General features: G+C 43.5%; 17 protein-coding genes. 9 read left to right on the top strand and 8 right to left on the bottom strand.

The features are described 5' to 3' along the window. Positions 1-103 precede the first annotated feature (103 nt). A complete protein-coding gene (tyrS, locus tag PCRYO_RS11615) occupies positions 104-1,315 on the bottom strand; it encodes a tyrosine--tRNA ligase (protein ID WP_011514578.1) in 1,212 nt (403 codons plus the stop codon). A gap of 119 nt (positions 1,316-1,434) precedes the next feature. Between tyrS and PCRYO_RS11620 the strand changes: the two genes are divergently transcribed. From PCRYO_RS11620 to PCRYO_RS11630, 3 genes are all read left to right on the top strand, one after another. Continuing rightward, on the top strand, positions 1,435-2,808 hold the full coding sequence (locus tag PCRYO_RS11620) for an anhydro-N-acetylmuramic acid kinase (RefSeq protein WP_011514579.1): 1,374 nt from the start codon (positions 1,435-1,437) through the stop codon (positions 2,806-2,808). A 168-nt stretch (positions 2,809-2,976) separates the two neighbouring features. Beyond that, entirely contained in the window at positions 2,977-4,308 is a 1,332-nt protein-coding gene (gene fabF / locus PCRYO_RS11625) for a beta-ketoacyl-ACP synthase II (RefSeq protein ID WP_041753613.1), read from the top strand. A gap of 126 nt (positions 4,309-4,434) precedes the next feature. Next, positions 4,435-5,301 (top strand): hypothetical protein, encoded by an 867-nt coding sequence (locus PCRYO_RS11630; RefSeq protein ID WP_105575677.1) that lies wholly within the window; start codon positions 4,435-4,437, stop codon positions 5,299-5,301. Between the two features lie 76 nt (positions 5,302-5,377). Here the strand turns inward: PCRYO_RS11630 and PCRYO_RS11635 are convergent, their stop codons facing one another. From PCRYO_RS11635 to PCRYO_RS11655, 5 genes are all read right to left on the bottom strand, one after another. Next, positions 5,378-7,195: an aminopeptidase P family protein gene (locus tag PCRYO_RS11635; RefSeq protein ID WP_011514582.1), complete on the bottom strand. Its 1,818-nt coding sequence runs from the start codon at positions 7,193-7,195 to the stop codon at positions 5,378-5,380. A 361-nt stretch (positions 7,196-7,556) separates the two neighbouring features. Beyond that, positions 7,557-9,119: a peptide MFS transporter gene (locus PCRYO_RS11640; protein WP_011514583.1), complete on the bottom strand. Its 1,563-nt coding sequence runs from the start codon at positions 9,117-9,119 to the stop codon at positions 7,557-7,559. Positions 9,120-9,431: 312 nt separating this feature from the next. After that, the gene (locus tag PCRYO_RS11645) at positions 9,432-9,857 is read right to left on the bottom strand and encodes a hypothetical protein (RefSeq protein WP_011514584.1); all 426 of its coding nucleotides are present in this window, start codon (positions 9,855-9,857) and stop codon (positions 9,432-9,434) included. Positions 9,858-9,993: 136 nt separating this feature from the next. Continuing rightward, positions 9,994-11,568: an apolipoprotein N-acyltransferase gene (gene lnt / locus PCRYO_RS11650; RefSeq protein WP_011514585.1), complete on the bottom strand. Its 1,575-nt coding sequence runs from the start codon at positions 11,566-11,568 to the stop codon at positions 9,994-9,996. Between the two features lie 308 nt (positions 11,569-11,876). Next, positions 11,877-12,776, bottom strand: a complete 900-nt coding sequence (locus PCRYO_RS11655; protein ID WP_011514586.1) for an HlyC/CorC family transporter — start codon at positions 12,774-12,776, stop codon at positions 11,877-11,879. 276 nt (positions 12,777-13,052) lie between these two features. Between PCRYO_RS11655 and PCRYO_RS13435 the strand changes: the two genes are divergently transcribed. Both PCRYO_RS13435 and PCRYO_RS13440 read left to right on the top strand, forming a co-directional pair. After that, positions 13,053-14,000 carry a DUF4105 domain-containing protein gene (locus PCRYO_RS13435; protein ID WP_264623029.1) on the top strand — a complete coding sequence of 316 codons (948 nt, stop codon included), beginning with the start codon at positions 13,053-13,055 and terminating at the stop codon, positions 13,998-14,000. Continuing rightward, positions 13,997-14,392, top strand: coding sequence for a DUF4105 domain-containing protein (locus tag PCRYO_RS13440; RefSeq protein WP_011514588.1), 396 nt, complete (start codon positions 13,997-13,999; stop codon positions 14,390-14,392). Before PCRYO_RS13435 ends, PCRYO_RS13440 begins: the two co-directional genes overlap by 4 nt. Positions 14,393-14,436: 44 nt before the next feature. On the opposite strand, the gene PCRYO_RS11665 is transcribed toward PCRYO_RS13440, so the two are convergent. Next, the gene (locus tag PCRYO_RS11665; RefSeq protein WP_011514589.1) at positions 14,437-15,000 is read right to left on the bottom strand and encodes a YcgN family cysteine cluster protein; all 564 of its coding nucleotides are present in this window, start codon (positions 14,998-15,000) and stop codon (positions 14,437-14,439) included. Positions 15,001-15,160: 160 nt separating this feature from the next. Between PCRYO_RS11665 and PCRYO_RS11670 the strand changes: the two genes are divergently transcribed. The 4 genes from PCRYO_RS11670 to mutY all read left to right on the top strand — a co-directional run bounded on the left by PCRYO_RS11670 (position 15,161) and on the right by mutY (position 21,793). Beyond that, positions 15,161-15,898, top strand: coding sequence for a dienelactone hydrolase family protein (locus PCRYO_RS11670; protein WP_011514590.1), 738 nt, complete (start codon positions 15,161-15,163; stop codon positions 15,896-15,898). Positions 15,899-16,051: 153 nt separating this feature from the next. Further along, the gene (locus PCRYO_RS11675) at positions 16,052-19,189 is read left to right on the top strand and encodes a DUF2339 domain-containing protein (RefSeq protein ID WP_011514591.1); all 3,138 of its coding nucleotides are present in this window, start codon (positions 16,052-16,054) and stop codon (positions 19,187-19,189) included. Positions 19,190-19,345: 156 nt separating this feature from the next. Then, complete coding sequence (gene ylqF, locus PCRYO_RS11680) at positions 19,346-20,302, top strand: ribosome biogenesis GTPase YlqF (RefSeq protein ID WP_011514592.1); 957 nt, start codon at positions 19,346-19,348, stop codon at positions 20,300-20,302. 243 nt (positions 20,303-20,545) lie between these two features. Next, entirely contained in the window at positions 20,546-21,793 is a 1,248-nt protein-coding gene (gene mutY / locus PCRYO_RS11685; RefSeq protein ID WP_041753271.1) for an A/G-specific adenine glycosylase, read from the top strand. 113 nt (positions 21,794-21,906) lie between these two features. On the opposite strand, the gene PCRYO_RS11690 is transcribed toward mutY, so the two are convergent. Further along, positions 21,907-22,809 (bottom strand): acyl-CoA thioesterase, encoded by a 903-nt coding sequence (locus tag PCRYO_RS11690; protein ID WP_011514594.1) that lies wholly within the window; start codon positions 22,807-22,809, stop codon positions 21,907-21,909. Positions 22,810-23,053 lie beyond the last annotated feature (244 nt).

The following is a 23,053-nucleotide window of genomic DNA, read 5'->3' on the forward strand; positions in this document are numbered from 1 at the left end:
ACGAATCAAATACTTTCTCATTATACTTACATCGCAAAAATAGATAAGGTCGACCATCATGTCGACCTTATTCTTACTCTCAATAGCTTATCTCAATAAATTATTAAGCTACTGTCACTTTAGCATAAGCCTTTTTGCCTGCTTGAATCACGACTGTCTGACCAGAGGTTAAGCTAAAGCCCGCGTCGACGACTTCGCCATCTACTTTCACCGCGCCGCGTTTAATCATATCTTTAGCCGATGAGCTATTTTTGGCAAGCTCTGCTTGGTTTAATATCTGCGTGATAAATAATGCGTCCTGCCCTTCTAAATCTAAGGTCACTTCTGGTAAATCGACTGGCAATTCGCCATCAGCAAGCACGTTACCCGCTGATTTATGCGCATTAGCAGCAGCATCGGCATCATGGAAGCGCTCGATCAATTCTTCGGCAAGAATGCGTTTGATTTCTTGTGGATTGCGACCGTTTTCCATCTCTGCCATTAACGCTTCGACTTCTTCCATCGGCTTAAAGCTTAAAAACTCAAAGTAGCGACGGATTAAGGTATCTGGCATCGATAGAAGTTTTTGGTACATGGTACCCGGAGCATCATAAATGCCGACATAGTTACCAAGTGACTTCGACATTTTATTAACGCCGTCTAGCCCTTCTAAGATTGGCACCGTGATACAAACTTGTGGCTCTTGACCGTAACGACCTTGCAAGGTGCGTCCCATTAGGATGTTAAAGGTTTGGTCAGTACCGCCAAGCTCAACGTCGGCTTTTAGTGCGATAGAGTCATAACCTTGCACCAATGGGTAGAGAAACTCATGGATAGCAATTGGCGTTTGCGCCGCGTAGCGTTTAGAGAAATCATCGCGCTCAAGCATACGTGAGACGGTCAATTGGCTAGAAAGCTGAATCATATCGCCTGCTGACATGTCTTTAAACCATTCAGAGTTAAAGACGATGCGGGTTTTTTCTTTATCCAAAATCTTAAAGACTTGCTCAGCATAAGTCTGAGCGTTGACTTTGATTTGCTCATCGGTCAATGGCGGACGCGTGCTGTTTTTGCCAGAAGGATCACCAATCTTGGCGGTATAATCACCGATTAGAAAATAAATCTCATGACCCAAATCTTGAAAATGCTTCAGTTTATTAATCAATACGGTATGACCCAAATGTAAGTCTGGCGCGGTAGGATCAAAACCTGCTTTGATACGCAGCGGACGATTGAGTTTTAGCTTCTTAACCAAATCATCTTCAGATAAGATTTCTTGTGTACCGCGTTGGATTATCGCTAGTTGTTCTTCTAGGGTATAAGTTTGGGTGGTCATGATGCTCTCTTTATTGTCTTTATTTAAAGGGTAAAGCGTTTGGGCTATTTAGAATCTCGTAGCCATCAAAAAATGTTAGAATTTGACAGATATACTAGCGTTTTTTAAGGTAAATTGCCATGACCAACCCTGCATCGATTGCTGATAGTCAGCATAATAATTTTTCAAATCTGAGTTTAGATGATGATTTTGATAGCCGTCTAGATAATATGGACGATTTAAACTATGCCACCTTGACCGATGCGCTCGAACAAACGGTGTTTGAAAACTTCGATGATGGCTTATATATAGGTATGATGTCGGGCACTAGCTTAGATGGTATGGACGCGGTCCTTTGTCAATTCAGTGAGAAAGATAATACCCAACAACCGATGCACGTGTTAGCGACTCATAGCCAAGATTTCCCACCGCGTCTGCGTGAAGTGCTACTAGCATTGTGTCAGCCTAATGGGATTCAAGCATTAACGCCATCCGATGATGAACCAAATAGCGAATTAGACTGGTTTGGCTGGGCAAGTAAAGAATATGCAGAATTTTCAAGCGACGTGGTTAATACGTTATTGCAGCAATCAAATACTGATAGTGAATCTGTACTAGCGATTGGCTGTCATGGTCAAACGGTACGCCATCGTCCGCAGATGGGTTTTAGCTTGCAATTGGTCGATGCCAATATCATTGCTGAACGTACGGGCATTAGCGTCGTCAGTGATTTCCGTCGCCGTGATATGGCAGTTGGTGGTCAAGGTGCGCCTTTGGTTCCAGCTTTTCATCAAGCATTGTTTGCGGTGCCTGATAGCACGCGTGTGTTATTAAACTTGGGCGGTATTGCTAATATCGCTGTCTTGCCAGCGATTTCTAATGACCTTGTAGATTCTAATGAACACTCAGAAAATCAGCCATCTGATAGCGTGGTTGGTTATGATACCGGACCTGCCAATCTATTATTGGATGCGTGGACAACATTGCACACGGACAAGGATTATGATGCGGGCGGTACATGGGCACAGTCAGGTCAAGTCGTTGAGCCTTTACTGAATCAGCTATTAGAGCATCCATTTTTTAAGAAAACCTATCCAAAAAGTACGGGGCGTGAAGATTTTAACTTAGCATGGCTACAAGATGAGTTACAAAAATTCGACCAAGCTTCTGCTGATGTTCGCTACTCATCCGCCGACGTACAAGCAACGCTCACTGAGCTGACCGCCATCAGTGCCAGTGCGCAAATCAATTTATTTATCAATGCTAGTAGCAGTAATGCTGTTTATGTCTGCGGCGGCGGGGCGTTAAATAATTATTTAATGACTCGCTTACAAGTACACCTGCAACGATGCAAAGTAGAAACGACAGCCAGCTTGGGACTTGAACCAACTTGGGTCGAAGCCGTTGCCTTTGCTTGGTTAGCAAGACAAACACTTATGGGTGAAACCGGTAACTTGCCTGCCGTGACAGGCGCAAGTAAAGGCGTGGTATTGGGACAAGTATGTTTTGCCTGAGCGGTCAAATTTTAGTTTACATGCGTACACCTATGTGTTTTATAATGGCTTTAGAAATACACTCCTCTTAGGATCTGTCAGTATAGGATATAGCGAATGAGCCAGCACAGCAGTTTACCGAACGACTCACTTATCGACCAAGCTACGAATAGTACTGTTAATAACCCTATTGCCACCGCTCAGACAAAAAAACGTCATAAGCCTCCACATTTTGAACGCACTGATGAGATGCGCGTTGTCGTGACAGGTATGGGCGCGGTCACGCCATTGGGATTAGATGTCGAAAGCTCGTGGGCAAAACTACTCAAAGGTGAAAGTGGCATCACAGCTATTAGTCATTTTGACGCATCGGGTTATCGTGCGCAAATCGCAGGCGTGGTCAAAGACTTCGATCCAAAGCAATATATGAATGCTAAAGACGCACGCCGTTATGATGATTTTATGCATTATGCGGTTGCTGCTTCCTCGATGGCGCTACAGCAAGCAGGTTTTATCAATGAAGTAAGCGCTGCTGACGCTCCGGTACAAGGTGTTGATCAAGAGCGCTTTGGTGTCATTATAGGCTCAGGTATTGGTGGTATTCAAAACATCGAAAATAGCCGTGATACTTTACGTGAAAAAGGTGCCAGTAAAGTCTCTCCCTTTATCATTCCAGGCTCTATCGTCAATATGGCAGCAGGGCTGGTGGCGATCAAACATACTTTAAAAGGTCCGAACCTTGCAACGTCCACTGCTTGCACTACAGCAACTCATGCAATCGGTCTGGCAGCGCGCTTAATTGCTTATGGCGACGCCGATGTGATCCTAGCAGGCGGTAGTGAAAAAGGCTCAAGTCCACTTGGTATCTCAGGTTTTGGTGCCATGCACGCTCTTTCAACTCGCAATGACGAGCCAACTCGCGCTTCACGCCCATTTGATAAAGACCGTGATGGTTTTGTACTTGGTGATGGCGCAGGGGTCATGGTACTAGAAAGTCTTGCTCACGCAAAAGCGCGCGGTGCGACGATACTGGCTGAATTGGTTGGCTTTGGTATGAGTGATGATGCCAGTCACATTACTGCGCCGCCAGAAGACGGTAGTGGTGCAGCACAAGCGATGCGTAATGCTTTAAACGATGCTGGTATTGAGCCGTCAGTCATTGGTTACGTAAATGCCCATGGCACTAGCACGCCTGCTGGTGATGTCGCCGAATCTATCGCCATTGAAACGGTATTTGCCCCTGTAAAAGATAGCATCTTGGTAAGCTCCACCAAATCGATGACCGGTCATCTACTTGGCGCTGCGGGCGGCGTTGAAGCCATCTTTACTGTGCTTGCTTTGCAACATCAACAAGTACCGCCAACGATTAATTTGGACAATGTTGAGGATAACTGTAATCTGGATTATGTTGCCAACCAATCGCGCCAAGTTGAGAACTTGCAGTATGCCGTATCCAATAGCTTTGGTTTTGGTGGCACCAATGGTTCATTGATATTTGCCCGCTGGCCACTCAATCATTAAGGCGTCAAGCTTATGAGTGAAACCTTGTAACCTTGGTGGCAGATTTACTACGATTGTCTACTTGCAGCCCCTTATCATCCTTGCGTATGATAAGGGGTAATTTTTGCAACATTTATGGACGATACCATGTCAAGCTATTCATTTTCTCATCAGTTTTATCAGCGCTGGACGTGTGCACCAGAGCCTATCCGTGCCTCAATCATCCAAGAACTCACCGATATCACGACTTTATTGAAAGCTGAAACGCCATTTGAAACTTTTGTTTTTAGCACCCATGACCTAGATGCACACCTTGATGATCTCTATGAGAATCACGAAGCTGAGCAAGCTATCGCCAAGGCAATCGCTGATAAACAAGCGGCAGAACAGGCAAGTGCTGAACAACAGCGTTTAGAAGAACAAAAAATCAAAGCAGAAGAGACCAAACGTCAAGAAGAAACTCACTTAACAAAGGAAAGCAGGTTAAAAGAACAAGCTTTAGAAGAAAAAAATAAGCCTAAAGAAACTGAAAATACTCAAAAAGAAGTAGAAAGAGAGACACTGTTTGCTGATGATAAAAATCGTTTAGAAACAGCTATAAAACTAGAGATAGCTGATGCAGATGAAACAGAAATCGACGATAAAGTTGATACTATCATAAATGATGATTCTGATAATGAGGAACATATTGCTAATAGTAAAACCATTAGCGAACATGCTAATGCCATTGATGATGACAGCATCAAAAATGACAGCACTATTAAAAATGATAGCAGTATTAACGCCATCAACAATAAAGCCAGTTTAGCGATCAGCTTAGCCGTTAAAGATGCCAAACTCAGCGTCACTCATAAAGACTTAATTCATGAGCTTGAAATGCAGATTGACGATTATTTGAGCGATCAGATGATGCTGATGTCTGAAAACCTAAAATCTTGGCTACGTGCTGAGATGACTCAACATCTAAGCGAGCAAGACAAAAATCTTTCTAACGGTAATCTTCCAAAAAACTAAACGCATTCTCTGAACAAAAAAAAGCCCCATAAATATTTACGGGGCTTTTTTATGCTTGCTTAAAAATGAGCAATGTTTATATGGCTTGCGTACGCTCGGTTAGCCAGTCAAGTGCTGCGCCATCGACGCGATTTTTTAGCTCTGCATATACTTGGCGATGATAGTCATTCAGCCAATCGACCTCTACTTGACTTAATAATGATGGCTCAATCAAACGCGTATCAATTGGGCAGTAAGTAACAGTCTCAAAATTAAGGAAATTACCAAATTCCGTCTCTACTGGATGAGAAACACGTTTATTAACCATCAAGTTTTCGATACGGATCCCCCACTTACCTTCGCGGTATAGACCCGGCTCATTACTAGATATCATACCTTCTTTCATCGCGCGCTCTTTTGGCGTACTGGCACTATAAGCAATCACTTGTGGACCTTCATGGACATTGAGGAAGTAACCAACGCCATGACCCGTACCGTGACCATAATCCATTTGAGCTTGCCATAGTGGCGCACGGCAAATCGCATCAATCAGTGGTGAGGCAATACCATCAGGAAAATGTGCTTTTGCTAAAGCAATATGTGCTTTAAGTACAGTGGTAAAGTCGCGTTTGTGTTCCGTGCTTACTTGACCGATGCCAACCACCCGGGTGATATCTGTGGTGCCGTTTTGATATTGAGCACCTGAATCAATCAGTAGCAGTCCGCCTTCGCCTTCATTTACATCTAAATAGCTGAATTTTTCTGGTGTTGCGCGGTAATGCGGCAAAGCACCGTTTTCATTGAAACCTGCGATAGTGGGGAAACTTGGCGACACATAATGTGGCTGCTGACTACGTACCTCGATCAGCATACTATCAACATCCAGCTCGCTTAAATGCTCACCGTCTGCTAAACGCTGCTCAAAGGTGGCAAAAAACTCACATAATGCTGCGCCATCTTGACGCATCGCTTCACGTACATGATCGATGTCAGCGTCAGATTTAACCGATTTTAGCAAAGTACTTGGCGCCATTTGCTCAATAAAACCTACGCCATCGGCCATTTTAGATAGCGTACCCACTGCCACTTTACTTGGGTCTAATAGCAATAAGTCATTGGCTGTGAGCGTACCCAATGCGTCTTGCACTGCCTCATAATCAGCAATTGCGATACCGCTATCTTTCAAGCTTTGTGCTATCTCGCTATTGACTTTATTATTATCAATAAACAATGTCGCGTCGTTTTCGCTAATGAGCATATGTGCCAAAAACACAGGATTATAATCAACATCAGCGCCGCGTAAGTTGGTCAGCCAAGCAATATCATCTAAGCTCGAGAGCAGATGATGCGTCGCCCCTGCCTCTGCCATACCCACACGGACGGCGACAAGTTTGTCGATAGCAGACTGCGCTAAAAACTGTGCATCATGTACATATAAACTGGCTGCTGGCAATGCTGGACGGTCAGTCCATACTTCCGTCAATAGATCACGCTCAGTAATTAAGGTAATATCATTGGCTTCAAAGGCATCAAGCAAGCGATCTTGCTCAGCGATAGACAGTACATTGCCATCGACTGCCACGCTATCACCTTCCGCCAAATGCGTAGCCAACCAATCGATATGGTTTGGCTGACCCGGTGCTAGCTTCTCTAAAGTAATACCCGTGCCATCCAACTGCTCAGCTGCATGTACCCAGTAGCGGCTGTCGGTCCACAGACCAGCAAAGTCAGCGGTAACGACCAATGTACCGACCGAACCGGTAAAGCCTGACAACCAAAGCCTCGCCTGCCAATATTCTGGTAAATACTCAGACAGATGCGGATCAGCAGAAGGGACAATAATCGCTGTCAGGTCTTGTGCTGCTAGGGTTTGACGTAAGCTCTCGATACGATCATGAATGGCTTGTTTATTCATTAGGTAATTCCTTATGAGTGTTTAAAAATTAGTATTTAAAAATCAGCGTTTAAAAAATAACGTGAGGCGACTATGGATAGCCGTCTTATTTGAGAAATTGCTTTGGTTCTTCATGTGAATTAAAAAATAACAAAGATTAGGCAAATGATATTAGGCAAAGTCATTTTGCATAGTAATCAGACAAGGTTGATGAAGCGTAAGAGTAAAAACAATACCCTTAGATGTTTGGGCAGACAGTCAGCTTTCAATAGCCTTAGGTAAATATCTTAGCAAGTTAAAAAATAAGACATGCTACCCATAATGGTAACACGTCTTATCATCAGTCACTGACTTGGACCACTTCTAATCAATAACTGGTTATCTAGCTGGCTTGATCCGCATGCTCGCTTTGTTTGAGCATATTATTGATAGGTTTTGCCAATAATAGCAAGATAACTGCCGTTACTACCAAAAAGACAGTCATAGTGGTAAACAATCCGGGTAATCCTTCAATCTTATCTGCTGAGACATGACCACCAAAGAATGCCGCAACTAAGTTGCCCAGTGCAACAGAAGCAAAGAACAGCCCCATCATCTGCCCTTGCATACCTTTTGGCGCAAGCTTCGTCATAGCAGACAACCCAACAGGGCTCAGTGCCAACTCACCAAGCGTCAGTAGTAATAGACTACCAACCAACCATAAAGGTGATGCCAAGCCGCCATCAGCGGTTAAGATGCTTTTTGATGCAAATATCATCAAGGCAAAACCGGCAGCCGCAAGCAACATACCAAGCGCAAACTTCGTCATACTACTTGGCTCAAGACCTCGATTGCCAAGCTTGACCCATAAAATACTAGCTATAGGCGCTAATATTAAGATAAACAACGGATTCAATGATTGAAACCAGATACTGGGTACTTCAAACCCTAAAACATTTAGATCTGTATAGCGATCGGCAAACAAGTTAAAAGACGTTGGTTGCTGCTCAAAACTTGACCAAAATAGCGTCGAGCCAATAATCAAAATAAAGCAAATCAACAAGCGCAGCTTATCTGTTTTATCCAGTCTTGGTGAAATAGCCATTACTGCAAAATATAAGATGACCACTGCAGCAATGACATAAGTCATATATTCTGCGACCATTTCAGGGTTAAATGGCATGATACCAGTGGATACTAAAATCACAATGGCAACTAGCAAAGCTAAGAATCCTGCAACCCACTGACCGACGTTTTTAAACAGTCCTGTCGATTGCTCCCATTCAGGGGTGATGTTTTTGGCACTGGCATAACGATTTAACGTCTTTTTAGCAGAAAAGCGGTAAATGATTAGCGAAGCCAACATACCAAGTCCACCAACGCCAAAACCTATATGCCACATCCCTTTTTCTTTAAATACACCCACAATCAGTGCTGCCAATAGCGCGCCAATATTGATACCCATATAAAATAAAGTAAATCCACCATCGCGGCGCGAATCGCCCTTAGGGTATAAGGCACCAACCATCACTGAGATACAGGTTTTAAACAAGCCTGAACCCAAGACGATACAGATGAGCCCCATAAAGAACAGCGTCATACCGAACATAGCAGAAAGCGCGATACACAAATGACCCAAAGCAATAATAATACTGCCCCACCATAGCGCACGCTCTTGACCCAGCCAATTGTCAGCTAGCCAACCGCCCGGCACGGCTGCTAAATACAACGAACCGGCAAAAATACCATAAATGGCAGAGGCAGTCACTTCATCAAAGCCAAAACCCCCACTACCGACAGTCGCTACCATAAACAATACCAGTAGCGGACGGATACTATAATAAGAAAAACGCTCCCACATTTCAGTGAAAAATAACGGGCGTAGCGGCTTAGGATGTCCCATAAAGCCGTTTTCTAGCGATGCCAATTCGGCAGCACTCACCTCTGATTTTGATTCTATATTCATAAATCTATTCCCTTAAATTCCACTTAGATAATGCCCCAATTCCTAATTCTTTTAGTCAGTGGTTTTATAGGCGCAATATTGTTTCACCTGCTCGGAAGCAAGTAAAGAGAGAATTGGTCAATAATTACACAAACAACCATAAAAAAACCCCGCTCTCCATAATTGAGAACGGGGTTTTTATGGTTGTGCTGAGTCGTAATCATAGCAGCAATGGCAGTGTCACTAATTAGAGACTGAACGCTACATTTAGAGACTTAATTATAGACAGCTTGCTCATCACTATATTTATGCTATCACTCTAAAACAGCAAAATTACTGTGCAGCAGGCGCTTTTTCAGTAGTTTCCGCTGCTACTCCATCAGCAGGTTCTGCTGTTAAATCAGCATCGGCAACTGCCGCTTGACTTACTGTACCTTCAGCAGTAGCTGTACCTGCTTCTGCGCTAACAACGGCACTATCAGCGTCAGTTGCTGGAGTCACTGTCGCATCCGCGGGAGTAGCAGTCGCCACTGCGGTATTATCTGCTGCTGGGGCAGTAGCAGGTGCTGCCTCTTCGGTTGCGGTTGCAGGTGCTTCTGCTTCAACTGCTGGCATAGTTTCAGCAGTGATATGCTCTCCCGCTGGGCGCAAGAAACCAGAAATACCGATCAATAAGACGATACCTAAAAATAAGGCAACACCGCCTAAAGTCAACAATAGCTCTTTTTTAGGGTTGTTTTCGACAATATGTTCTGACATACCTTATCCACCTTGCACAAAATATTTAAAATATTGGGCTATTATATCGCAATTTATGTCGATTTGTTAAAAGCCTCAACTAATTAAAAGTTTTATTATCGAAAAATATGATAGCCACCGTATATTTACGGTGTAATTAATCAATCGTACGTGTTTGAGGCGTCGATCGTTTGCCAAGATAGCTCAATAACAATAGCAGCGCAATCACGATTAAAATAGGATAATTACCAAAGCGCATAAAAGGGGTATTACCGACACGCGCCTGAACATCGCCACGTAATACGGTACGCTCAAACTGCGGGGCACGTTTAACGATACGCCCTTTGTGGTCAATAATAGCAGTCACACCCGTATTGGTCGCGCGCATAAACCAGCGTCCATTCTCTAGCGCGCGCATCTGTACCATTTGCAGATGTTGCAGCGGACCCGCTGAAGTGCCAAACCATGCATCGTTTGAGATGGTCAATAAAAAGTCAGTATCGATAGCATTTTTGCGCGTGGTATCAGGATAAGCAACTTCATAACATACTGCCGCGCCCAGATTATGCCCACGTACACGCAGCGGTGATTGGTTATCACTACCGCGGCTATAGCTCATGATATCTTGGCTACCAGCAAGATTTGGCAAGATATCTAGCATACCCTCAAAAGGAATATATTCGCCAAAGGGGACCAAACGCTGCTTTTTATACATCCCTTCCGCATCACTACCAAGCGCAATCACACTATTATAAAACGGCGGGTACTTATCCATTTTTGGTTCAAAGTCTGCTTGATCTCGATAAGGAATACCTGTGACCCATGTGGTATCGGTTTCTTTTGCCATTTTTACCATTTCATTGATAAAACCAACCGCTTCATCTTGAAACATAGGAATAGAAGATTCCGGCCATACGACAATATCACGTTCCCATTCTGTACTGGTCAAAGTTGCATATATTTTTAGCGTCTCTACTTGGTATTCAGTCAGCCACTTTAAGTCTTGGGGGATATTGCCCTGAATTAACGACACCGACAAATCAGGTGTGCCCTTTGGCTTCGTCCATTGTGGATTGATGAGCCATAAAGAAGTACTAATGATTAATAGCGCAAACGTGGCAATCAGATAACCACCGCGACGGCGAAATTGCTCCACGATACTGGCTGCTAATAATACGGCCACAAACGATACAGCAAACACGCCAGCGACCGGTGCCAATGACGACAGCCAATACTGCTCAGTAAACGCATAACCGACAAACAGCCACGGAAAGCCTGTAAACAGCCAAGTCTTCATCCACTCTTGCAATATCCATAGCGCGGCAAATGATAACGGCTGCTTGCCAACCAGCCGATTAAAAGTCAGCGCCAAAAAGCCATGGAATAACCCCATGCCCAGACCCATTAGCGCAATCATAATCAGCGCAAGCCATACTGGCGTATCACCATACACATGAATGGACGTATATAACCAAAACGCCCCCACACACCAAAGCCCTGTGCCATAAGCCTGACCAATAAAAAATGCTCGCTTACCACTCATCTGTGGCAATAATAAAGCGTATAAAATCGCCGGAGAGACCAAAGCCACGGGCCAAAAGCCATAAGGCGCGAGTGCAAAGATAAATATTGCGCCTGCCAGCCACGCAATCAATATCGTCAGCACCAGAGGTAAGCCCTTTGGCTTCTCAGGGTTTAGACGTTTTTGCAAATCAACAGTAGACAGACGCATAGCAGTTATCCAAAACTTTATTATTCAGTAATTTCAAATCTTGATGATTCAATCGACGTTTCATATAAAAACAGGCATATTATGCTCAATACAGCCGTCAAAAATCAAACTTGCTCATAATACCAGTCTGTCCAAAATAATGGGTAAATTTGCGTGTTTTATCGATCAATTTATCGACCAAAGAGTGATTACAAATGCTAAAAAACAAAAAAACACGATCGCAATCGTGTTTTTTGTATGCTTATGACCTTTATTAAGCGTATCTTTAATAGCTCTAATCAATAGGCTCAACTTATTCAACAAAGTGTTTAATGGCTGCCAATCAAGATTTGTTGTTCAGGATTAATTTTAGTCAGCTCAAGATTTTGAATAAAACGCCCTTCGACATCAGTGATAGTGATTTGCCAATCGTCTATGACCACGCTCTCACCTTCTAAATCTCCGACATGACCAAGGGTCTGCATGACCAAGCCACCCATAGTATCGACATCAGTATCATCAAAATGACAGCCAAGCTCATCGTTACAATCTTCAATCACGGTAGACGCTTGGACACGCCAAGTATTGGGCTTTTCAGGGTCAGCGACGATATTATTAATGTCACTGTCTTCATCAAAATCATCATGCTCATCGACGATGTCACCGACGATTTCCTCAAGCAAATCCTCCATCGTGACCACACCACCAAAATTGCCAAATTCATCGACAACAATCGCCATATGAACTTGGGTACGCTGTAATGAGCGCAGCAAAGTATCAGAGCGTGCACTTTCACTGATATAGAGTGGCTGACGCACCAAATCTCTTAAGCGCTTGCTACTGATTTTCTCTTCTTCATCGCGCACCATGTGCACCAACAGAGGAATCAAATCTTTTGCCAACAGAATACCAATGACCGCATCGTCATCTTGGCTATCAAAAACCGGATAGCGCGAATGGGTGGTTTCAAGGATGATATCCATGACTTCAGCGAGGCTGGCGCTTTCGTGTAGCCCAACCACCTGCGGGCGCGGTGTCATGATTTCACGCACTTGTGTTGCAGGCAAATCAAGCACACCTTCTAACATATCCACGGTGTCAGGTTCTAGAAATTGGCGCGAGTCTTGCACCAAACGTATCAGTTCATCTCGGGTTTCGGGGGCGGTCGATAGCCAGCGTTTTAAGCCGCGCATCGACCAACTACTCGGGCTTGGAGCATCTTCAGACATGATGGTGTGAGTTAACCTCTTTAATTAATGTAATGGCAATTAGAATCATAAAAATGATAGATGGGGATAAAAAGGCTAAATAAAACAGTCAGCTTATCATTAAGAGGATATTAAAGCACAAATCATCCATCTTAATCAGGTTTACTTTATCGCAAGGCTTGGCGACATTCAACGTCAAATTCACTCAAATTGTATTGTCAGTGTGTTGCAATTTTTGCTATGGTCAAAGCCTGTTTCTTTCTTAATAAAAGCCAACACAAAGGCAAAATAAACCTTATGTCGCTACGTGCCTTTTTTTCTCGCCTATTTTCGTCGCACTCAACTGGTCATCGTTCAGACAATGGCTTAGGCAATCATCAGTTAAATAATGAAAAGGCAAATAGCACATTGAATAAACCATCGAATCGTAAGCCACTAAAAACTAAGCCGACCAAACCCAAGTGGCGATATTATTTGCTGCAATTTTTTATTGCGCTAACGCTGTTACTGTCAGCGGTTTGGCTATTGCTAGCGATTTGGTATCAATTCGGTGGTCAATCAGTTATCGCGTGGTTCACAACCATTACTGTCATTGGACTACTGGCAGCACTACTTGCTATTCACTTGCGGACAAGCATGGCTGAGACACTGATAAACAGGCTCACTGGCATAAGGAAAGTGAATAGTAAACGTATTTCTGCAAAGACTGTTGTTAAAAGCCTTATAGCCACTTATACGGCATTTTGGCTAATCGGTCTTGGCTGGTTTTTCTCTATTGAAGCAGAGCAATCACGTGACTGGATGCCAGAAGTCTCTGAAAGAGTCACTTATAGGCGCGATCCTAGCAATCCTGATCTGATTACACTCACCAATGTACGAAATTTTGATTGGCATACCGACACAGAAGCGACAGAGCGCTGGGAGACGCGCACGATTGATATGTCTAAACTATCGGGTATCGATGTGAGTAATTCGTATTGGATGGGACCACTGATTGCTCATACTTTGGTGAGCTTTCGGTTTGAAGATGAGCGCCCGCTTGCCTTTTCATTTGAGATTCGTAAAGAGAATGGCGAATCGTTTTCGGCATTGGCAGGATTTTTTAGACGTTTTGAATTGAGCCTGATTGCCGCTGAAGAGCGCGATATTATATACACACGTACTAACGCGCGCGGCGAGCAAGTCTATTTCCCATTAGCCATCTACAGCAGCATGAAGTCAAAGCATTGTTTGAGTCATATTTGACAGCCGCTGATGAGCTCAATGCCAAGCCTGCTTGGTACAACACTTTAACCAGCAACTGTACCAATATTATCTTTTATATGGCGCGTCTGGTCAGTGATGATCGTCTGCCATGGGACTACAGGATTTGGGTCTCTGGTTGGTTGCCCAATTATCTTTATGATGCCGGTATGTTAGACGCCAATCCCGAAAATAGAGGACAACCTTGGTCGATGGATACCTGGTATGAGCGCACCCATATCAATCCAAAGGTTAAAGGATTTCAGAATAGCAACGATATTCATGGCAGCGAATTTTCACGGCAAATTCGACAAAGCATTCCTATTCCGCCATTGGCTGATTCGCAAAATATTGCCGAAGCAAATGCTAAATCTGCCGCTCAAGCTTCACATTGATATCGCTTCTATTAAATGTTTTGACAACCAAGAGTTAGAGATTGTTAAGGCTTTACCCAATTTACCACGCGCGTTTCCATCTCTTCATCATCCATACCGATCTCAGTCACGCAGCGCCCTGCTACGCCGACATTGGCAGCGCGCATTTGTTGCTTGGTTGCCACTGCATTTTGGGTCAATAATAAATGCCAATTTGGCAAGCTTTGCCCTTTATATAAGCGTTTATAGGCACAGTGCGACGGTAGCCACATCATATTTGGCAGATTATCAATCGTCAGCTGAATGCAATCTGGCACATGCTCTTGGCGTGTCGAATAATGCGTGCAATAGCCGGTCGCACAGTCCATTAGCTGGCAAGTTACATCGGTATATTCAACCAAATCTTCATCAACATTACCCTGCTCGTCCTCATCAATATATTTAATCAAGCAACAGCTACCGCAGCCATCACATAAGGCTTCCCATTCGCTAGGGTTTAATTTTGCTAGCGTATAGCGTGACCAAAACTGCGGGCGCAGTGATTCAGTCGAGCCACCTTCAAATAATAAAGGCGTGTCCGTAGCAGCTCTTAAGTGGGATTTATCGTTATTTAACAAATTTAGGGTCATAAAACTGCCGTATCATTTTGACAAAGAGCGTTACAGTATTATAGCTGTTTTTGACTAAGTTGGGCGTTATGGTAGTAAAGGTCAGCAAATAGATCACTCAAAAAATACAGATATCTGATACTTATAACGTAAATTTCATTACCTAAAAAAGGACAATACTATGTCAATTAAGACGTTTGAATTAATCAGTACCACTGAAAATGGTATTCAATTGATTAGCTATGTCGCATTACCAGAAAATGCGACAGATGATAATCCTGTCGCTGGCATTTTGGTCGCGCCCGAATGGTGGGGCGTAGTCGAGCATCCAAAGAATGTCACTGAACGCTTAGCAAAAGCAGGCTACGCCGCGGTCGCTATGGACGTATACGGTGAAGGTAAACTGACTTCTGATGCTGCACAAGCAAATCTGTGGATGGAGCAAGTATTAGCCGATCAAGATATGCTGATGGCGCGCTGCCGTTTGATTCTCAATGACTTTAGTGATCAACTAGCCGTTGATAGCGATAAGTTAGGTGCAATTGGCTATTGCTTTGGTGGCAAAATCGTCCTTGATATGGCGCGCGAAGGTATGCCCTTAAAAGCAGTCGCTACTTTCCACGGCAACCCATCACCGAAGCAGCCTGCCAATGAGCAGTTCACTGCTAAAGTATTGGTTGCTCATGGTCGTGATGACTCTATGGTATCTATGGATGCGATAGAAGGTCTTAAGTCAGAGCTAGATGCGGCGAACGTTGATTACACTATTGATGTTTATGATGGTGCTAAGCATGGCTTTACCAATCCAAATGCGGATGAGCGCGCTGCTAAAAATGATGTTGATCTTGGTTATAACGAAACGGCGGCCAAACAGAGCTGGGACAATATGCTGGAGTTTATGAAAGACAATTTGGCATAATAGCTTTTTATACTACTTTGACATTCAATAAGCTTATTTAAGCCCTTTCAATTTCGTTGAATAAGCTCATTTGTGGCGTGTTGGGCGCGTCACTCTTGTGCTTACAATCAAATAGCGTCATTATCACTCAATGGACGGACAGATTGAGTGGGAATGATGCTATATTTTTTGATGGGTTCTTTAGGTTGGCTGGTTGTAATTACTTTAATAGTAATTATGATTGCCCTTTATATTAGGCTGCATCAGCAATTGGCACAACTGCGTCAAGACATGGCGCAGCTAAAGAGCGAGCTTGAGCAGCAAAAGAATAGTACCACTACTATAGAAGATACTGCTGTAAAAAGTATCTTTGACATCGAATTATCTGGGGATGATGCATTGTCATCAACAGAAAAATCAATGCCGCCCCCATTACCACTTAGTGCTTTATCCTCTAATCCTCTATCAAATAACTTTGTATCAACATCTGCAAAACAATCATCAGTTTCCAATAGCCAGCTTTTGATCGATAAAGCCGCTAATGCGCCGATAGAACCTGACGAGCGCTCATTTCCTATTGTTACCTCACTTCTTCATTCGATTCAAAACTGGTTTTTGGGTGGCAACCTAGTAGTGCGTGTTGGAGTATTGGTTTTACTGATCGGCGTGGTTCTACTGCTGCGCTTACTAAGTGACTTAATCCAAGTGCCTATTAGCGTCAAGCTAACAGTCATTATTATCCTAGGATTAGGGCTGGCAGGATTAGGCTTAAAGCTAGCGGCAAAACGCTTTGCGTATGGTATTAGCTTGCAAGGTACTGGCTTAGCCATTGCTTATTTGACCACATTTTTTGCCTATAGGGTCTATCAGGTGATTGGTAGTCTGCCAAGCTTTATAGCGCTTGGCATATTATCAGCAGTCACGGTCGCTTTAGCGGTACGCCAAAACGCTTTTCCTTTGGCATTATTAGCATTATCCGGTGGATTTTTTGCACCGATTTTGACCAGTCAAGATACTGGCAGCTTAACGATACTCTTTAGCTATTACTTGTTATTAAATATTACCATTGCCATTATTGCCCATTATCGCCCATGGAAGGTGCTCAATTTATTTGGCGCGAGCGTCACATTTGGTTTGGCATACTACTGGGGATTGACTGAAAATTTAGCGGTAATTATTGATAATCAGCGTTGGACGTTGGTATTACTCGTCGCGCTACATGTACTGCTGTATCTATTCGTCGTCATTCGCTATGCACAGCAAATCATTGCTTACAATGATACTATTTCTTATGACAATAGTGACGCCACTACCGTTATGGCTACTGATACCGACCAGACTGCTGATATTAAGAGTCAGCATGCCAGCTATGTGTTTCCTATTGATATTGGGCTACTGTTCTCTGTACCGCTAATGGCATTTGGTTTATTTTCAGCGTTACTGTACGATATCAATCACGCTTTAACCCTCACTAGCGCAGTTTTAGCCGTAATTTATTTGGGGCTTGGTTGGACGTTTATTCAGCGCAGTCAGCGTTATGCATTGATTATGGAAGGGATGCTGGCATTAGGCTTTGGCTTTTTAGCATTAGTGATTCCGCTGGCATTAAATGCAGAATGGATTGCCTTCGGCTGGTCGGTTCAAGGATTAGCATTGGTATGGTTTGGCAGGCGTTCTCTTCGTGCATGGTCAGTATTATTGGGTTTAGTATTGCAGCTAATTAGCATTGGTATGTTATCAAATACCTTTGTCATTACCCTTGATTACTATCCAACGCTCGCATTAACCATTTCTGCCATCAGTGCAATTGCCAGCGTCTTTATCTTACGTGCCAGCAATTCGCCTATTTCATTACCTATTTCATTACCTATTTCATTACCTATTTCATCGCCTATGACAGCGACGCAAGGCTCAATGCCATCTGTCCACGATTATGAAAATCAGCTTAACGCCAATAATACGCTGTCCGAATACGGCAAAGCGTTAGGCATTAGCGAGACAGCAACTCAGCAATGGTTTGAAAGTATCAACAACCAAAGTATCGCGTTTAAAATCATTTGGCAACGTCCTTCTTTGATACGGCTGTTAACGCTCACTGCGGTGGGTTGGCTGCTGTATGTGTTAGTCCTCGATTTTGACCAATGGCTTGCCAACTGGCAATTGGCAACATCGACGCTTATTGCCTTAGCAAGTGTCGTTAGCATGATTATTTATCATTTTATCAATCAATATCGTTCATGGCGAGAAATCAGACAATTTAGCCATAGTATGCTGCTGTTATTTTATGCGATGCTGATCTTACAACTGCCACAACAATATGAATTTGACTATCAATGGACAGCCTTTTATTGGCCGATATTTACAACGTTGTTCATTGGCTGGCTGATTCTTGGTCAATTATGGCTAAAGACGTGGCATAACAATGCTAATAACGACAACAATAACGGTGCAAAATTAAAAGGTCACGATAGTGCAAGCTGGCTTGGTACTGGCATTATAATTTTGGCTGAGGCTGTACATTATGAATTGCCCGATTCAAAAGGCGTGATGACCATCCTTGTGCCGGTTGCGCTTATGCTAGCTGGGCTCTGGTTGACGTACCGTCAGCAAAATAATAATCTGACGAAAAATTCATCTTCACCGCCCCCTATGTATTGGTTTGACCGGCAACGTGCACTATTAGGTTGCGCCAAAATATTTGTGCCATTAACATTGTGCTGGGTCATTTTTACCAATTTCACCTATGATGGCGTGATCTGGGGACTGCCCTATTTGCCCCTGCTTAACTTGTATGATGTAACGTTGTGGCTGGTGTTGTTTTACGGATTGGGCGTTTATTTATTGCGTCAACGTGGCGCGCACTCGCAAAATCTATTTAGCGCCATTCGTAAGAGTGACACGTTGTTGATCGTACTAGCGCTGATTAGCTTTTGGATACTCTCTAGTATGCTGGTCAGAACGCTGCACGCTTTTATTAATACACCGCTGTGGATAGCGGAATTATATGATTACCATACTGGCGGCGCATGGGATAGTGAGCAAGTGCAAACGGGTCTGACGATTTTATGGACGCTACTGGCATTGGTCGCCACCATTATCGCCAGTCGTTACCTCCAGCGCGCGCTTTGGTTTATGGGCATTGGTTTATTGGGTATTGTGGTCTTAAAATTGGTCTTAGTTGATTTGTCACAGACCGAAGCGATTTGGCGAGTGATTTCTTTCCTTGGTGCGGGTAGCTTGATTTTATTGATTGGTTATTTGGCACCGTTGCCACCAGCGCGTGATGGAACAGCAGAACAGGTCGAATCATAGTTTCTTATTAGAGCAAATTGAAATTATAGCGTAAGCACTGTTAGCATTATTACTTTTTAGCATCCGTACGTGGCTTATGTAGTAAACTGAACACCATGAAAAGTAAATGACGATCGTCTTACTTTGAGCATTTTTTATAAAAGGTTATGAAAGCAGATGGATAAGAGAGTAAGTATTCAGTGGTTCCCTGGGCATATGAACAAAGCCCGCAATGAAATCAAAGAAATTATGCCGCAGATGGATGTGGTTATCGAAGTGATTGATGCGCGTATTCCTTATAGCAGCGAAAACCCGATGGTCGCTGCATTACGCGGTGAAAAACCGGTCATCAAAATCTTAAATAAAGCTGATCTTGCTGATCCTGAGCTGACCCAAGCGTGGATGGACTATCTTGAGCAGCAAAATGGTGTTAAAGCCATTGCTTGTGATACCGATAAAGCCAATGATGTCAAACGTATCATTGCTATCTGTAAACAACTCGTCCCTAATAAAGTCGGTACCGGTCGCCAAATCAAAGCCATGATTATGGGTATTCCAAACGTCGGTAAATCGACTTTGATCAACACTTTGGCTGGGCGCGCCGTGGCTAGAACAGGTGATGAGCCGGCAGTTACCAAGTCTCAGCAATTGATTAAACTTGATGACGATATTATGCTTTATGACACGCCCGGTATGCTGTGGCCAAAAGTCGAAAACGAAAACTCTGGCTATCGCTTGGCTGCAACAGGCGGCATTCGTGATACGGCGTTTGATTTTGCGGATGTTGCTGGTTATACCGCTGAGTATTTATTAACCGCCTATCCTGAGCTGCTAAAAACCCGCTATAAAATTGAAGAACTGCCTAAGACCGATTGGGAGTTTTTTGAAATAGCGGGTCGCAATCGCGGCTGCGTGCGCGCGGGTAATAAAGTCGATACCTACCGGATGTCTGAAATCCTAGTTAATGAGCTGCGTAGTGGTAAGATTGGGCGTATCACTTTGGAGACGCCTGCTATGACTGAGGCTGAAGAAGTCGTCGTCGCTGAACAACGCATTGCAGCAGAAGAAAAAAGAATCGCTAAAGAAGAAGAGAAACGCTTACGTCGCCTTAAAACGCGGAAGAATCGGAAGTAGACACTAATTAACATAGCTCGTAGGGTGCGCCTAGCGCACCTGTTTTATCTTTATAATTCACCTTTAACTTATCTGAAAATCCTCACAATCTCACTTGGCAAACAATACAGTTAATTGCCATTTTATCCAATGGTGCTCACAACTAAGCTCACCTACTGTTGTCTTGTATCAATCGTATTACACCCCATAAATAACCTTAATCCCAAATTTTATACATCCCTGTTAAATTTACAAGGAATACTCTTGCATACTCAATTTTCTCACTCATTAACTTCTTTAGACGCATTCGCCCCGCGCCTCCTCGCTTGGTTCGCCGATAATGGTCGCCATGACCTGCCTTGGCAACAGCACCAGACCGATACGCCAAATCCTTATATTGTTTGGCTATCAGAAGTCATGCTACAACAGACGCAAGTGACCACCGTGCTGCCCTACTTTGCCCGTTTTATGGACTCCTTTCCGACCGTGCAAGATTTAGCAGCAGCAGAATGGGACACCATCGCGGAGCATTGGGCGGGGCTAGGTTACTATGCGCGTGCACGTAATTTGCATAAAGGTGCGAAGCAATTGGTCGCTGTGATTGACGAGACTGGCGACTTTCCGCAAACCTTGGCAGGTTGGGAAGCGATATCAGGTGTTGGTCCTTCGACCGCTGGGGCGATTATGTCAATGGGCTTGCATCGTTATGGCGTCATTTGCGATGGTAATGTTAAACGGGTACTGACACGCTGGGCAGCAATTGATGGCGATATCACTAAGTCCGCGACGACTAAAGATTTATGGGCATTGGCAGAGCGTCTAACGCCTAGAGAACAATCAGGATTGTTTGCGCAAGCAATGATGGATATGGGTGCAACTTTATGCACGCGTAGCAAGCCTGCTTGTCTACTATGTCCACTACAAGATGATTGCTTAGCGCATGCGCAAGGTCGTGAAACGGAATATCCAGTGAAGGCTAAGAAACAGCCTAAACCGAGTAAATTTAGTAATGCACTGCTTATTGAAAACGAAAATGGCGAAATACTTTGGCTACAGCGCCCTGACAATGGCATTTGGGGCGGACTGTGGAGTTTGCCGCTAGCATTTATAGAAAAAATTAGTGGAAAAGTTGCCGTGAAGGATGCTGACAAGAATAAAAATAAGGGACCAATTGCAGCGAATGATAATCAGCTTTTAGAAGTAGCTAGTAATGAAAAAATATACGAGACAGAATTTACTACTGCTGAGCAAATTATTAATGAGTGGTTGGATAAGAATAAATTGAGCGCAAAATCAGTTAGCAACACACTGCTTGATGACGCACCGATTAAACATTCATTGACCCATTTTCATTGGTATTTAACCCCGCAATCGGTAACTTTAAACGATAAACAGGTGACTGAGATAACCAAGGCATTGCAAGCAGCTGAAATTAATATTAATTGGTTGAATACTGATGATGCACAGGCAACGCTAGGCTTACCAAGAGCGATGGTGAAAATTTTAGAATAGGATTACATATATAATCATTAAAAAATCCGCTTAAAATAACGATTGTATACGCCATAAAAAAGCGACTCAGAATAATTCTAAGTCGCTTTTTCTATTTATAGCAATATAAAAACTTAAGACTTCGGCACTCGCAAACGCATCAAGCCTTCTTGCTGTACGGTCGCCACCAGCTTACCATCTTGCCAAAACTGACCATGATTGAGCCCCATCGCATTGGATGTCGTATCACTCCACATGTCATATAGCAGCCAATCATTTAGGTCAAAGTGACGATGAAAATGCATCGAATGGTCGATACTAGCAGCTTGCAAGCCGCTGGTCATAAAGCTGATACCATGTGACATCAGCCCCGTGCCGACCAAATAAAAATCAGAGGAAAACGCCAATAATGCTTGCTGGATAGCAATCGGCTGATTACCCAATTCACGGATACGTAGCCAGTTCGCTTGTTTGGGCTTCATTGGTTCCGGATGGATCGGGTCACGCGGTTTCACCGGTTTAATCTCGATATGACGACGGCGCATAAAACGAGATTTTAATGCCTCTGGAACTTTACCAACATAGTCTTCTTTTAGATCCTGCTCCGCAAGTAAGTCTTCAGGCGGTGGATAAACAGGCATATCTTCTTGATACTCTAAGCCCTCTTCCATCGGTGAAAAAGAGGCAATCATTGAAAATATCACTTGCTCAACCGGCGGCTTACCACGTACTTGCTTATACTGAATTGCCGTTACTTCGCGCGCGGACAAACTACGCCCATCACGTAAGCGGCGCACTTGATAAATCACCGGCTGGTTAATATCACCGCCGCGCAAAAAATACCCATGCAATGAGTGACAAGGCTTGTCTTCATCAAGCGTATGCGCTGCTGCCATGATCGCTTGTGCGAGAACTTGCCCACCAAAGATACGGGCACCGACATAGTCATGGCTTTTACCTTCAAATACATCAGGGCTGACTTCGATGAGCGCGACGGTAGCCAATAGCTCATCTATTAGTTGTGAATAATCAGACATGACGATTACTTTCCTTATTTTTATCAATAACGCCAAGCATCTAGATATAAGCGCCAAAGAATATCAAGACGATATGGCTTGAGCCGATATGGCGTTTTAATTTAAATAATATGAAATCAATAGCAGTAATATACAAGATAAATCTGTAGATGAGCAATAAATGGATTATCGAAAACTCATGATAAAAAGTCATAAATAAAAACGAGATGCTTAAATACACCTCGTTTTTACTATTGTATTAAAT

The sequence above is a fragment of the Psychrobacter cryohalolentis K5 genome (assembly GCF_000013905.1).
GTDB classification, from domain to species: domain Bacteria; phylum Pseudomonadota; class Gammaproteobacteria; order Pseudomonadales; family Moraxellaceae; genus Psychrobacter; species Psychrobacter cryohalolentis.